This is a genomic window from Streptomyces sp. NPDC057307, from assembly GCF_042667665.1.
In the GTDB taxonomy this organism is placed as follows: Bacteria; Actinomycetota; Actinomycetes; order Streptomycetales; family Streptomycetaceae; genus Streptomyces.
Genome location: NZ_JBHUZM010000007.1, coordinates 113,698 through 128,408, shown reverse-complemented (window position 1 = coordinate 128,408; position 14,711 = coordinate 113,698). Strand labels below are relative to the sequence as shown.

Sequence of the window (14,711 nt, the reverse complement as noted above, 5' to 3'; positions counted from 1 at the left end):
CGTCCGGCCCTTCACGCGTCTCCGGCCCCCGCCGAGTTCCCGGCCCCCCGCGCCCGGTGCCTCACGCGGCCCCGGGCGGCCGCATCCCCCACGACACCCGCTGCGACGCCTCCACCGTGTGCGCCGTGTGCTCCCTCGGCCGGGCGGCCCGTCCCAGCACGAACACGTCCCGCGCCCCGTCCAGCACCCCGCCCGACGGATCGTCCGAGCCGTCGCGCCGTACACCGTCGCGCTCCGGCAGCAGGATGTCCCGCACCACGACGGCGCACAGGTACAGCGTCCCCAGCAGATGCAGCGCGATGGCCAGTTGATAGCCCTCGGTCGGCAGTCCCTTGTGGGCGTCCCCGCTCGTCGTGTACGCGAGGTACATCCAGATGCCCAGGAAGTACATGACCTCGCACGCCTGCCAGATCAGGAAGTCGCGCCACCGCGGCCGGGCCAGCGCGGCGAGCGGGATCAGCCACAGGACGTACTGCGGCGAGTAGACCTTGTTGGTCAGGATGAAGGCGGCCACGACCAGGAAGGCGAGCTGCGCGAACCGGGGCCGTCTCGGCGCCGTCAGGGCGAGCGCCGCGATGCCCGCGCACGCCAGGACCATCAGCACCATCGCCCAGGTGTTGACCGACTCGACGTCCAGGGACCGCCCCGTGCGCTGCGTGATGATCAGCCAGAACGACCCGAAGTCGACCTGCCGCTCCTGGCTGAAGGTGTAGAACTTCTTCCACCCCTCCGGCGCGAGCAGCATCACCGGCAGGTTCACCAGCAGCCACGAGGCCGCCGTACCGCCCAGCACGACCCCGAACTCCCTCAGCCGCCCGGCACGCCAGCACAGCAGCAGCAGCGGCCCCAGCAGCAGTACGGGATAGAGCTTGGCCGCCGTCGCGAGGCCGATGAGGATGCCGAAGGCCAGCGGCCGGCCGCGCGACCACATCAGCATCCCGGCCGCCAGGAGCGCGACGGCCAGCAGATCCCAGTTGATGGTGGCGGTGAGGGCGAAGGCGGGCGCCAGGGCGAGGAGCAGGGCGTCCCAGGGGCGGTGCCGGTGGGTGCGGGCGACGCAGACGGCGATGACCGCCGCGCAGATCATCAGCATCCCTGCGTTGACCATCCAGTACATCTGTTCGCGGTGCTGGATGGAGCCGCCGCCGGGGGTGAGCCAGGAGGCGACCTCCATGAACAGACCCGTCAGTACGGGGTACTCCAGGTACTGCATGTCGCCGCTGAGCTGGTCGAAGTACGGCACGAGGTTGTCGGCGAAACCGCGCCCGAGGAAGAGGTGCGGGATGTCGGAGTAACAGGCGTGCGTGTACTGGGAGCTGGCGCCGCGGAACCACGCCCACTCGTAGCAGGGCATCTTCTGCACCATGCCGAGCGCGAACATCCCGATCGCCACCAGCGCGATCACCCGTACCGGGGTGAGCCGGCCGGCGCCGTACCAGGCCCAGCGGCCGATGGGACCGCCGATCAGCTCGCTGCCCGAGGCGGCGATCCTGTCCCGCCGGGTGGGCGGTACGACCGGCCGGTCCTTGGGCACCGTGGAGTCTTCTGTGCTCGGCATGCCGCCCATCCTGCCGTACGCCGCCGCGGGCACGACGAAGGCCGCCGCACCGGGCCGTACACGCTGTGTGTACGGCCCTGGTGCGACGGCCTTCGCGTCGCTCTCGGGCCGCTCGCCGGCCTCGGGGCTACTCAGCCTCCCGGGCCACCGAACAGGTTCCCGCCGTCGTTCCCCTGGTCGTCTCCCCCGTCCGGTGGCGGACTGGACGTCGTCCCCCCGATGACGCCGCCGGAATCCTCACCGCCCGGACCACCCGGATCGCCGGTACCACCGTCCTCACAGCCGTTCCACTGGTCACAGGACTCCGTCGGGTCCGACGACGGGGACGGCTCCGACTCGGACTCCGACGGGGACGGCTCCGACTCCGACTCCGACGGGGACGGCTCCGACTCCGACTCCGACGGGGACGGCTCCTCGCTCTTCAGACCGCCGCCGTAGACGCCCTCGCCGATCGGCTCGGGCTCGGGGAACTTCAGGGCCTTCGTGCCCTTCATCGCCACCGTCATGTACTCCCGCCAGATGTCGGCCGGGAACGACGCACCGTGGATCTCCTTCTTGCCGCCGGTGCCGAACATCTCCAGGAACTCGCGGTTCTTGTTCTCCGCGTTGTCGTCCAGCCGGTACATGTCGATGGCGGTCGAGAGCTGCGGGGTGTAGCCCACGAACCAGGCCGACTTGTTGCCGTCGGTGGTGCCGGTCTTGCCGGCCACCTCGCGGCCGTCCGGCAGCCGCGCCGAGGTGCCCGTGCCGCCCTTCTCCATGACCACGGACTTCAGGACGTCCGTCACGTTGTGCGCGATGTCGGCGTCGAACTTGGACTCGGCCTTCTGGTTGTACTCGAAGACCTCGACTCCCTCTCGTGTGACCCTCTGGACGGAGTAGGGCTCACGCTGGGTGCCGTTGTCGGCGAAGGTGGCGTACGAACCCGCCATGCGGATGGCGCTGGGGTCGGAGATACCGATGGAGAACGACGGGTTGTTGCCGCCCGGAAGGCTGTCCTCCAGCAGTCCCGCGTCGAGGGCGGCCTGCCTGACCTGCGGAATGCCGACGTCCATACCGAGCTGGACGAAGGGGGAGTTGGCCGAGACCTTCATGGCCTCACGCAGATTGATGTCGTCGTAGCTCTCGTCGCCGTCGTTGCGCTGGAGCCACTCCTTGCCTTCCTCGTTCTGCCAGACCTGGCCGTCGTACTCCTTGATCTTCAGCTTGTTCTCGCCGTTGTACTGGCTCTTGTCCGGCGAGACCTTCGTACGTGTCTCCTGGCCCTGCTCGGGGCCGAGTTCGGGGTCGCGTACGCCGTCGCGCATCGCCGCCGCCAGGACGTACGGCTTGAAGGTCGATCCGACCTGGGCACCGGTCTGGTCGGCGTTGTTGGTGAAGTGCTTGGTGGCGTCCTCACCGCCGTAGATGGCGACGATCTTGCCGGTCTCGGGCTCCACCGAGGCGCCGCCGAACTGGACATGGGTGTCCTTGTCGGGACGCTTCTTGGGGTCGATGTTCTTCTTACGGACGTCCTGGACGGCCTTCTCAAGCGCGACGACCTTGTCCTTGTTGAAGGTCGTCCTGATCTCGAAGCCGCCCTTGGCCAGTTCGTCGGCCGTGATGCCCTCGGTGTTGTTGTTGATGAAGTAGGCCTTGGCGAGGTCCACGAGGTAGCCGATCTGGCCGCCGAGCTGCGCGTTCTGCTTCGGCTTGTCCGGCATCGGGAACTTCGTGTACTTCTGCCGTTCCGCCGATTCGAGATGGCCGTCCTTCACCATCTCGTCGAGGATCCAGTCCCAGCGCTTGGTCGCGCGCTCGGTGTTGTTCTTCTGGCTGGCATTCGCGTCGATCGACGGGTTGCCGTTCGGGTCGTAGTACGTCGCGCCCTTGAGGAGCGTCGCCAGGAAGGCGCACTCGCTCGGGTTGAGGTCCTTGGCGTCCTTGCCGTAGTACGTACGGGCGGCCGCCTGGATGCCGTAGGCACCGCGTCCGTAGTAGGAGGTGTTCAGGTACCCCGACATGATGTCGGGCTTGTCCATGTCCGCGCCGACTTTGATGGAGATGAACAGTTCCTTGAACTTACGCGTGTAGGTCTGCTCCTGGGTGAGCATCGCGTTCTTGACGAACTGCTGGGTGATGGTCGAGCCACCCTGCGTCTGGCCGCCCTTGGCCATGTTGAACACGGCCCGGCCGATGCCCATGGGGTCGACGCCCGAGTCTTCCCTGAACGTCTTGTTCTCCGCCGAGATAACGGCGTTCTGCATCGCCGTGGGAATCTGCGCGATTCCCACGATCTGCCGGTTGGTCTCGCCGCCGGTGGCGACCATCTGCGATCCGTCGTCCCAGAGGTAGACGTTGTTCTGGGCCTGCGCGGCCAGGCTCACCTTGGGCGCTTCGACCAAGGCGTACGCGATCGTCGCCGCGGCCATCAGGCTGCCGAAGAAGGCGATGCAGAGGCCGGTCACAAGCTTCCAGGACGGCATCCAGCGCTGCCAGCCGTACTTGTCGTGGCGCGGGTAGTCGATGATCCGCTTCTTGCCCGGCCGCCCCCCACGCCCTCGGCCGGGGCCCGGTCCACCGGGTCCATCAGGACCGCCACGGCGGCCCCCGCCACCACGGGCGCCCGCCCCGGCGCCGCCCTCGGCGGCACGTCGGCGGCCTCGCTGTGCGGCCTTACGTGCTTCGGCCCGGCCTCCGTAAGAAGGCTCCGGATCCTGGGATTCGGAGTGGGAGGCCGTGGGGACTCCACGGGAGGGGTCCGCGCGGCGGCCGGCCGGCCGCTGTGCGGCACGCCTGGCGGCAGCTCGTCCGCCCCCCTGGCCACCCTGCGGCTGTGGCTGTTTGCGACGGTGCTCGCTCATCGAACGACTACTCCTCGGGCAGGCGCGAACGCCTGGAAGCGGCAGTTGAGTTCCGGTCCCCCCGAAATGAATACGGATGTACCCGGCCTAGGGCTCATCCGGCATGCATCCAGAACGATGACGCTCTCACACGTCACGCGGTTCCCGGTGGTCTGCATGCCGCACAGACTACGCAGGGTCAAACCCCTCCCAGAACTGAACTTCATCCCAAACCAGGCAAGTTACATGCTGTGAATCGATGATGTGACGCCGTTCACGATGGCCCCTCTTGTCCCATGAGCCTCGGTGTTCTATCGTCCCGATGTATCGACTCGATACATCGGGACGGCATAAGTGGCCAGGACGACGGAGGAGGCGAGCAGTGAGCAGACGCTCGGGCATCCTTGAGTTCGCCGTCCTGGGTCTGCTGCGCGAGTCTCCGATGCACGGCTACGAGCTGCGGAAACGGCTCAACACCTCGCTGGGGATCTTCCGGGCCTTCAGCTACGGGACGCTGTATCCCTGCCTCAAGACGCTGGTGGCCAGCGGGTGGTTGATCGAGGAGCCGGGCAGTGCGCCGGAGGAGGCGCTCGCCGCGTCACTCGCGGGCCGCCGCGCCAAAATCGTCTACCGGCTTACGGCGGAGGGCAAGGAGCACTTCGAGGAGCTGCTGTCGCAGGCGGGCCCGGACGCCTGGGAGGACGAGCACTTCGCCGCTCGCTTCGCCTTCTTCGGACAGACGGAGCGCGAGGTACGGATGCGCGTGCTGGAGGGCCGTCGCAGCCGACTGGAGGAGCGCCTGGAGAAGATGAGCGCTTCCCTGGCCCGTACCCGGGAACGCCTCGACGACTACACGCTCGAACTTCAGCGCCACGGCATGGAGTCCGTGGAGCGCGAAGTGCGCTGGCTCAACGAGCTCATCGAGAGCGAGCGGGCGGGACGGGATCAGCGACGACCCGGCCCGGACAGCCCCGCGCCTCGGCAGAACGGCCCGTCGGACCGCACGACGGGCAACACGACCAACAGCACAACGGGAGACGCGGACGGCCTGCCCCGGCTCCGGGGGGCTTCCGGAGGTTCGCCTCCGGAAGCCCCCGGCCCGCCGGATCCGTCCGCGGACACCACCCCATGAGGTTCCGCATCAGCGCGGGGCTTCATCGCAACATTGAGATCACACACAGGGAGCAACCAGGATGGGTTCCGTTCGCGTAGCCATTGTCGGCGTGGGCAACTGTGCCGCCTCGCTGGTGCAGGGCGTCGAGTTCTACAAGGACGCCGATCCGGCCGGCAAGGTGCCCGGCCTGATGCACGTTCAGTTCGGTGAATACCACGTGCGGGACGTGGAGTTCGTCGCCGCCTTCGACGTCGACGCCAAGAAGGTCGGTCTCGACCTCGCGGACGCCATCGGGGCCAGCGAGAACAACACCATCAAGATCTGCGACGTCCCGAACTCGGGCGTCACCGTCCAGCGCGGCCACACCTACGACGGTCTGGGCAAGTACTACCGCGAGACGATCGAGGAGTCGGACGAGACGCCGGCCGACATCGTCCAGACCCTCAAGGACAAGCAGGTCGACGTCCTGGTCTGCTACCTGCCCGTCGGTTCCGAGGCCGCCGCGAAGTTCTACGCGCAGTGCGCCATCGACGCCAAGGTCGCCTTCGTCAACGCCCTCCCGGTCTTCATCGCCGGTACGAAGGAGTGGGCGGACAAGTTCACCGAGGCCGGTGTCCCGATCGTCGGTGACGACATCAAGTCCCAGGTCGGCGCCACCATCACGCACCGCGTGATGGCGAAGCTGTTCGAGGACCGCGGTGTGGTCCTGGACCGCACGATGCAGCTGAACGTCGGCGGCAACATGGACTTCAAGAACATGCTGGAGCGCGAGCGCCTGGAGTCCAAGAAGATCTCCAAGACGCAGGCGGTCACCTCGCAGATCCGCGACCGTGACATGGGCGCCGACAACGTCCACATCGGTCCCTCGGACTATGTGGCGTGGCTGGACGACCGCAAGTGGGCGTACGTCCGCCTCGAGGGCCGCGCCTTCGGTGACGTTCCGCTGAACCTGGAGTACAAGCTCGAGGTCTGGGACTCCCCGAACTCCGCGGGTGTCATCATCGACGCCGTGCGCGCCGCGAAGATCGCCAAGGACCGCGGCATCGGCGGCCCGATCCTCTCCGCGTCCTCGTACTTCATGAAGTCCCCGCCGGTGCAGTACTTCGACGACGAGGCCCGGGAGAACGTGGAGAAGTTCATCCACGGCGAGGTCGAGCGCTAAATCCCGCGGGGGAGCGCGGCTCTCCCCCGTACACGCACCGCCGAAGGGTCCCCGGGCAGTTGCCCGGGGACCCTTCGCGTGTGACGCACGTGTCGTGTGTGACTCTGATCCACATGTCTGTCGTACGCGATCTGCGCGGGCTCCTGCGTCTGCCCGACTTCCGCCGTCTGCTGACCGTGCGTCTGCTGTCGCAGGCGGCCGACGGAGTCTTCCAGGTCGCGCTGGCCGCGCACGTCGTGTTCTCCCCCGAGAAGCAGGCGACTCCCGGCGCCATCGCGTCGGCCATGGCGGTGCTGCTGCTGCCCTACTCGCTCATCGGCCCGTTCGCCGGGGTGCTGCTCGACCGCTGGCGGCGGCGTCAGATCATCCTGTACGGGAATCTGCTGCGGGCCCTGCTGGCCGCCTGCACCGCCGTGCTGATCCTCACCTCCCTGCCCGACTGGCTCTTCTACGCCTCCGCGCTCGCCGTGACGGCCGTCAACCGGTTCGTACTGGCCGGGCTCTCGGCCGCGCTGCCCCGCGTCGTCGAGGACGAACGGCTGGTCGTCGCCAACTCCCTCTCCCCGACGGCCGGCACGCTCGCCGCGACCGCGGGCGGCGGTGTCGCCTTCCTGGTACGACTGCTGTTCTCCAACTCCGACGCCGCCGTGGTGCTGGTGGGCGCCGCGCTGTATCTGTGCTCGGCGCTGGCCTCCGTCACCATGGCCCGTGATCTCCTCGGTCCGGATCCGGGGCTGGTGCAGCCACGGTTGAGGGTCGCCCTCGCGTCCACCGCACGCGGTCTCGGCGCCGGGCTGCGCCATTTGGCCGAGCGGCGTGACGCGGCGGGCGCGCTGATCGCGATGACCCTGATGCGCTTCTGCTACGGCGCGCTGACCGTGATGGTGCTGATGCTCTGCCGCTACGCCTGGTCGCTCTCCGAAGAGGACGGGCTCGCCCTGCTGGGGGTGGCGCTCGGCGTCTCGGGAGCGGGCTTCTTCGTCGCCGCCGTCGTGACACCGTCGGCGGTCGGGCGCCTCGGCCCGTTCGGCTGGATGGTGACGTGCGCCGCGTCGGCGGCCGTACTCGAACCGGCGCTGGGACTGCCGTTCGCCCCCGCCCCGATGCTTGCCGCCGCGTTCGTACTCGGTCTGATCACCCAGGGCGCGAAGATCGCGACGGACACGGTGGTGCAGCTGTCGGTGGACGACGCGTACCGGGGCCGGATCTTCTCCCTCTACGACGTGCTGTTCAACGTCGCCTTCGTCGGCGCCGCGGGAGTCGCCGCACTGATACTGCCGCCGGACGGGCGCTCGGCGCCCCTCGTGCTGGGTGTCGCGCTGGTCTACGCGGCGGTCGCGACAGGGCTGTTCCGCTGGAAGCGGCCCGCGAAGAAGGACGGGTAGCGCGCCTACCCCACCGGAGGGGGGCTTTTTTTCACTTAAAACTCCCCCCCCACTGCGCCACCGCCCGGTCGATGTTTCACGTGAAACATCGACCGGCGGTCATCGCCTGCCGCGCCTTCAGTTCTGTTGCGCCCACCATTCCTTCAGCGCACCGACCGCGGCGTCACGCTCCATCGGCCCGTTCTCCAGCCGCAGCTCCAGCAGGAACTTGTACGCGGCCCCGATCGCCGGCCCCGGACCGACGCCCAGCGTCTCCATGATCTGGTTGCCGTCCAGGTCCGGCCGGATGGAGTCCAGCTCCTCCTGCTCCTGCAACTGCGCGATTCGCTCCTCCAGGCCGTCGTAGGCGCGTGAGAGCGCCGTCGCCTTGCGCTTGTTGCGGGTGGTGCAGTCCGAGCGGGTCAGCTTGTGGAGGCGGTCCAGCAGCGGACCGGCGTCGCGTACGTACCGCCGCACCGCCGAGTCGGTCCACTCACCCGTCCCGTAACCGTGGAAGCGCAGATGCAGCTCCACCAGCCGCGAGACGTCCCTCACCAACTCGTTCGAGTACTTGAGCGCGGTCATCCTCTTCTTGGTCAGCTTCGCCCCCACCACCTCGTGGTGATGGAACGAGACCCCGCCGTCCTTCTCGAAGCGCCGCGTCCGGGGCTTGCCGATGTCATGGAGCAGCGCGGCCAGCCGCAGCACCAGGTCCGGCCCGTTCTCCTCCAGGTCGATGGCCTGCTCCAGAACGGTCAGCGAGTGCTCGTACACGTCCTTGTGCCGGTGGTGCTCGTCGCTCTCCAGCCGCAGCGCCGGCAGCTCGGGCAGTACGCGCTCCGCGAGGCCGGTGTCGACGAGCAGCGCCAGGCCCTTGCGCGGGTGGTCGGAGAGGATCAGCTTGTTCAGCTCCTCCCGTACGCGCTCCGCCGAGACGATCTCGATGCGCTCGGCCATGGCCTTCATCGCGGCGACGACGTCCGCGGCGACCTCGAAGTCGAGCTGCGCGGCGAAGCGGGCGGCCCTGAGCATACGCAGCGGATCGTCGGAGAAGGACGCCTCGGGGGTGCCGGGCGTGCGCAGCACACCGGCCGCGAGGTCCTGCAGGCCACCGTGCGGATCGATGAACTCCTTCTGCGGCAGCGCGACGGCCATCGCGTTGACGGTGAAGTCCCGGCGTACGAGGTCGTCCTCGATGGAGTCCCCGTACGACACCTCGGGCTTGCGCGAGGTGCGGTCGTAAGCCTCGGAGCGGTAGGTCGTGACCTCGATCTGGAAGTCCTGCCGCTCGTCGCCGACCCGGCCCTCCTTCTGGACACCGACCGTGCCGAACGCGATCCCGACCTCCCACACCGAGTCCGCCCAGGGCCGGACGATCTTCAGTACGTCGTCGGGCCTGGCGTCGGTCGTGAAGTCGAGGTCGTTGCCGAGGCGACCGAGGAGGGCGTCCCTCACCGAGCCCCCGACCAGGGCGAGTGTGAAACCTGCTTCCTGGAATCGGCGTGCGAGGTCGTCGGCGACAGGGGACACCCGCAGCAGTTCGCTGACCGCGCGGCGCTGCACCTGACTCAGTGCAAGGGGAGTCTCTTCGTTGGCGTTCGGCACAACAGAAAAGGGTACGTGCCCCGGCCGACCCCGGCGTCCGAGTTTCCGGTGCACCGGATTCCGCCGCCCCATGAGATTCTTCCGATCATGAAGGGCGGTCCCCGGCACTTCGTCACAGCGCACATCGTTACCATGCGTGGACGCACAATCGACGACGACGAGGGACGGGCGGGCGCGTGGCCGAGGCGGCAGACATCCAGGGGATGAAGCACTCTCCTGCCCGCCGATGGCTGGGGCGCACCGGCGCCGTGGCCGCAGGGGTGCCGCTCCTGGCCGGGCTGCTGGGGGGCCTCGCGGCGCCGCAGGCGACCGCGGCCGGTCCGGCCGTCTCCGCGGCCACCACAGAGGCCGTCACGGCGTCCCCGGCGGGCGCCGCCGCCGAGCCGTCCGGGCCGAGCACCGTCTCGGTCGCGCTCGACACCCTGGCGCCCAGCGCGCCGACGAAGGGCGACACCCTCACGATCTCCGGCACAGTGACCAACAAGAGCAAGAAGGCGGTCACCGACGCGCAGGTCGATCTCCGGGTGGGCCCCCAGCTCAACGGCAGGACCGCCATCGACGACGCAGTCGAGCGGTCCAACGACACCACGTACGACCCACTGCCGGTGGGCGGCAAGTACAAGGTGGAGTTCGACAAGCTCGCCCCGGGCATCAGCTACGACTTCGCCCTGTCCGTGCCGGTGAACAAACTCGGCCTGGGCGGGGACGGTGTCTACCAGCTCGGCGTGACGCTCACGGGCCGGACGGCGGCCGAGCCGTACGACCACACGCTCGGCGTCCGGCGGACGTTCCTGCCGTGGCAGCCGGAGGCCGTGGACACCAGGACCAAGTTCACCTATCTCTGGCCGCTGATCTCCACCTCCCACATCTCCGCCGAGACGGGTTCGGACGACCAGCAGACCCCGGTCTTCGAGAACGACGACCTGGCCGAGGAACTGGCCCCCGGCGGCCGGCTGGAGCAGCTCGTCTCCCTCGGCAGCCAGCTTCCCGTCACCTGGGTCGTCGACCCGGACCTCCTCGCCACGGTCGTGGCGATGACGGAGCCGTACCGCGTCAGGGACGGGAATTCCACGGTCGCGGGCAAGAACCAGCTCGTGGCCAGGTCGTGGCTCAACTCCCTGGAGAAGGCCGTCCAGGACAACCCCCATATCGTCGCGCTGCCCTTCGGTGACCCGGACCTGGCGTCCCTGGCCCACGGCGGCGAGAACGTCTCCGGCACCCTCGGCCATCTCCAGGGCTCCAGCGAGGTGGCCGCGCTGACCGTGGAGTCCACCCTCCATGTGCAGCCCGCCACCGACTTCGCGTGGCCGGTGAACGGCGCCGTCGACCCGTCGATCGTCGATGTCGCGACCTCCGCGGGCGCCGACAAGGTGATCTCGCGCAGCGACAGCATCCAGGACAACCTGCCGTACACGGCGAGCGCGGCGCGGCCCATCGGCGGCGGTACGACGGCCGTGGTCAGCGACACCCGGCTGTCCACGGCGTTCGAGGGCGATGTGAGTACGGCGGGCAGTTCCACGCTCGCGGTCCAGAAGTTCCTCGCCCAGTCGCTGGCCGTGACCCTCCAGGACTCCTCCAAGCAGCGCAACATCGTCGTCGCCCCGCAGCGGACGCCGTCGGCCAGTCAGGCGCAGTCGATGGCCCGCGCCCTCCAGGGGCTCGACGGGCAGCGCTGGACCCAGTCGTCCGACCTGGTCGCCGCCGCCGCCGCCAAGCCCGACACGAACGCCACGGCCAAGGTGCCCGGCGCCTCGCGGTATCCGGACAAGCTCCGTGACCAGGAGCTTCCCCCGTCGGCGTTCGAGGAGATCAAGGGGATCGACGAACGGCTCGGGAAGTTCAAGGCCATCCTGACCCTTCCCGACCGGGTCGCGACGCCCTTCGCCAACGCGGTCAACCGGGCGATCTCGACGTCCTGGCGGAGCGACGCGACGGGTGCCAGGGAGTACCGCGCCTCGGTCAACCGGTATCTGACGAGCCTCTCCAGCGAGGTCCAGCTCATCCAGAAGTCGGAGCTGACCCTGTCCGGGCGCAGCGCGACCATCCCGGTGACGGTCCAGAACCAGCTGCTGCAGGGCGTCGACCATCTCGTCCTGCGTCTGCAGTCCACGAACAAGACCCGTCTGAAGCTGGACGACGGCAGCGCCGTCACCCAGCAGGAGATCAAGATCGACGGCGGACACACCCAGGTGGTGAAGTTCACCGGCACGGCCAACGCCAACGGGCCCGTGGGGCTCACGGCGCAGTTGTACACGGCCGACGGGCGCCCGTACGGCGACCCCATGTCGTTCCAGGTCAGGGTCTCCGAGCTGACGCCCACCGTGATGCTCGTCATCGCCGGCGGTGTGCTGCTCCTCGTCCTGGCCGGGGTCAAGATGTACAGCCAGCGCAAGCGGGCGGTGGCGGCGAAGGCGGCCGAGGACAAGAGCGCCGCGGACGTCGCCGCCGAAGCCGGTGGCGACGACGAGACCACGGACGAGGCCGCCGAGAACGGCGACGCTCAGGACAGTGCCCCGGACGAGGCCGCTGCCGACGACGCGAGCCCCGCCCAGGCACCCGTCGCGCCGCCGTCGGCGGAGGAGATTCCCGGAGACATCAACGGCGCCGAACCCGGGCAGCCGAGTGACCCGACCCCGGACACCCGTCCGGAAAGCGGGGACCCGTCGGGCAAGGGTGAGAAAGTGGACCGTTGAGCGATGTCGTGGCCGGCCGGCCGGGGACGATGAGGTGGGGTAACCATGAACGCGCCGTACGACGGTGACCGCGGGCAAGGTGCTGGCGGCGATCCGGCAGGGCATGTTCCGCCAGGGCCTCCCGCAGCCGACCCCAACGCCCCTGTGCCCGACCCCGCACGGGATCCGTACGACCAGGGTCACTACGACCAGCGCCCGTACGCCCCGGGGCCCTACACCCAGGCGCCCTATGCCCAGGCCCCGTACAGCCCGGACCAGTACGCGCAGGACGCCTACGCCCAGGATCCGTACGTCCAGGACGCCTACCAGCACGATCCCTACCGCGCGCAGGACCTCTCGGCGCAGGACCCGGTGTCCGAGGCGCTGTACGACCGCGCCGCGCATCCGCCGCCGCCTCCCGGCACCTATCCGGAGACGATGCCGCTCTACCAGCAGCCGCCGGTGCAGCAGTACTCCCCCGATCCACGCGTCTGGGCCCAGCCCCCGCCGCCGGAGCCCGACGGCCCGTCACGCCACCTCCCGTTCGGCGACGACGCGCGGACCACGCAGTTCATGGGCGTCGACGAGCTCGTCACCCGGGCCCGCACCGGCGAGCAGGAGCCCGACGCCTTCGCTCATCTCTTCCGCGACCAGCAGGGGATGGGCCGGCCGCCGGCCGCCGAACCCGAGGCGGCCCCCGCGCCGCCGCCCGCGAAGAAGGCGGGCGGCCGGGCCTCGGGACTGCTGAAGTCCAGCGCGGTGATGGCGGCGGGCACGCTCGTCTCCCGGCTCACCGGCTTCGTACGCTCCGCGCTGATCGTGGCGGCGCTCGGTGCCGCCACTCTCGGCGACACCTTCCAGCTCGCCATCACCCTGCCGACGATGATCTACATCCTGACCATCGGCGGCGGCCTCAACTCCGTGTTCGTGCCGCAGCTCATCCGCGCGATGAAGGACGACGAGGACGGCGGCGAGGCGTACGCGAACCGTCTGCTCACGCTGGTCGTCGTCATCCTCGGCACACTGACCGCGCTGTCGGTGTTCGCCGCCCCGCTGCTGGTGCGCCTCATGTCGGTGAGCATCGCCGACAACCCGGCCGCCAACGACGTCGCCGTCACCTTCGTGCGCTACTGCCTGATCACGATCTTCTTCATGGGCGTGCACGTGGTGATGGGGCAGATCCTCAACGCCCGGGGCAGGTTCGGCGCGATGATGTGGACGCCGGTCCTCAACAACATCATCATCATCGCCACCCTCGTCATGTTCATCTGGGTGTACGGCACCGCCGAGGACTCCGGGATGACGGTCGGGTCCATCCCGCCCGAGGCGGAGCGCCTGCTCGGGGTCGGCGTGGTGCTCGGCCTCACCGTCCAGGCCCTCGCGATGATCCCCTACCTCCGCGAGACCGGCTTCCGGATCCGGCTGCGGTTCGACTGGCGCGGCCACGGCCTCGGCAAGGCCGCCAAGCTCGCCAAGTGGACCGTGCTCTTCGTCCTCGCCAACCAGGCCGGTGTGCTGGTCGTCTCGCAGCTCTCCACGGCGGCGGGCGTCGACTCCGGCACCCAGGGCGCGGGTTACATCGCCTACTCCAACGCCCAGCTGATCTGGGGCATGCCACAGGCCATCATCACCGTCTCGGTCATGGCGGCCCTGCTGCCCCGGCTCTCCCGCTCGGCGCACGACGGCGACACCGGGGCCGTACGCGACGACATCTCGCAGGGCCTGCGCAACTCGGCCGTCGCGATCGTCCCCGTCGCCTTCAGCTTCGTCGCCCTCGGCATTCCGATGTGCACGCTGATCTTCGGCTCCTCCGGCATCGAATCGGCGCGCTCCATGGGCTACATGCTGATGGCCTTCGGTCTCGGTCTGATCCCGTTCTCCGTGCAGTACGTGGTGCTGCGTGCCTTCTACGCGTACGAGGACACCCGAACTCCCTTCTACAACACGGTCATCGTGGCCGCCGTGAACGCCGCCGCCTCCGCCGTCTGCTTCGTCGTCCTCCCCTCGCGGTGGGCCGTCGTGGGCATGGCCGCCTCCTACGGGCTCGCCTACGCCGTCGGCGTGGGCATCGCCTGGCGCAGGCTCAAGAAGCTGCTGGGAGGCGATCTGGACGGCTCGCACGTCCTGCGCACGTACGCCAGGCTCTGCCTGGCGTCCGTCCCCGGCACGATCGCCGCCGGCGCGGTCGCCTACTTCGTGCTCGAAAAGCTCGGCAGTGAAGTGCTGGGCTCGTTCGCCGCGCTGGCGGTCGGGGGAATCGTCCTGCTGGGCGGCTTCTTCGTCGTCGCGCGAAAACTGCGTATCGAAGAGATGAACGCCTTGGTCGGAATGGTCCGGGGCCGTCTCGGGCGCTAGCGCGCGACGCCCGAGCACAACCATCGTCGGCCGCCGTGTGTCGTGCATAGCGTCCAACT

General features: G+C 69.0%; 8 protein-coding genes. 5 read left to right on the top strand and 3 right to left on the bottom strand.

Annotated elements, in window-relative coordinates; all coding sequences use genetic code 11:
- Window positions 1–61: 61 nt before the first annotated feature.
- On the bottom strand, window positions 62–1,558 hold the full coding sequence (locus ACFUN8_RS05010) for a glycosyltransferase family 87 protein (protein ID WP_383631524.1): 1,497 nt from the start codon (window positions 1,556–1,558) through the stop codon (window positions 62–64).
- 131 nt (window positions 1,559–1,689) lie between these two features.
- The gene (locus ACFUN8_RS05005) at window positions 1,690–4,401 is read right to left on the bottom strand and encodes a transglycosylase domain-containing protein (RefSeq protein WP_383631521.1); all 2,712 of its coding nucleotides are present in this window, start codon (window positions 4,399–4,401) and stop codon (window positions 1,690–1,692) included.
- Between the two features lie 361 nt (window positions 4,402–4,762).
- Between ACFUN8_RS05005 and ACFUN8_RS05000 the strand changes: the two genes are divergently transcribed.
- The 3 genes from ACFUN8_RS05000 to ACFUN8_RS04990 all read left to right on the top strand — a co-directional run bounded on the left by ACFUN8_RS05000 (window position 4,763) and on the right by ACFUN8_RS04990 (window position 8,041).
- Window positions 4,763–5,512, top strand: coding sequence for a PadR family transcriptional regulator (locus tag ACFUN8_RS05000; protein WP_383631518.1), 750 nt, complete (start codon window positions 4,763–4,765; stop codon window positions 5,510–5,512).
- A gap of 61 nt (window positions 5,513–5,573) precedes the next feature.
- Window positions 5,574–6,656 carry an inositol-3-phosphate synthase gene (locus ACFUN8_RS04995; RefSeq protein ID WP_383631515.1) on the top strand — a complete coding sequence of 361 codons (1,083 nt, stop codon included), beginning with the start codon at window positions 5,574–5,576 and terminating at the stop codon, window positions 6,654–6,656.
- A 113-nt stretch (window positions 6,657–6,769) separates the two neighbouring features.
- Window positions 6,770–8,041: an MFS transporter gene (locus tag ACFUN8_RS04990; RefSeq protein ID WP_383631512.1), complete on the top strand. Its 1,272-nt coding sequence runs from the start codon at window positions 6,770–6,772 to the stop codon at window positions 8,039–8,041.
- Between the two features lie 117 nt (window positions 8,042–8,158).
- Here ACFUN8_RS04990 and ACFUN8_RS04985 read toward each other — a convergent pair whose 3' ends face one another.
- The gene (locus ACFUN8_RS04985; RefSeq protein ID WP_383631509.1) at window positions 8,159–9,625 is read right to left on the bottom strand and encodes a CCA tRNA nucleotidyltransferase; all 1,467 of its coding nucleotides are present in this window, start codon (window positions 9,623–9,625) and stop codon (window positions 8,159–8,161) included.
- 176 nt (window positions 9,626–9,801) lie between these two features.
- Here ACFUN8_RS04985 and ACFUN8_RS04980 point away from each other — a divergent pair, with 176 nt between their 5' ends.
- Both ACFUN8_RS04980 and murJ read left to right on the top strand, forming a co-directional pair.
- Window positions 9,802–12,318: a DUF6049 family protein gene (locus ACFUN8_RS04980; protein ID WP_383631506.1), complete on the top strand. Its 2,517-nt coding sequence runs from the start codon at window positions 9,802–9,804 to the stop codon at window positions 12,316–12,318.
- Window positions 12,319–12,363: 45 nt separating this feature from the next.
- Complete coding sequence (gene murJ, locus ACFUN8_RS04975; RefSeq protein ID WP_383631503.1) at window positions 12,364–14,652, top strand: murein biosynthesis integral membrane protein MurJ; 2,289 nt, start codon at window positions 12,364–12,366, stop codon at window positions 14,650–14,652.
- The last annotated feature ends 59 nt before the right edge of the window (window positions 14,653–14,711 follow it).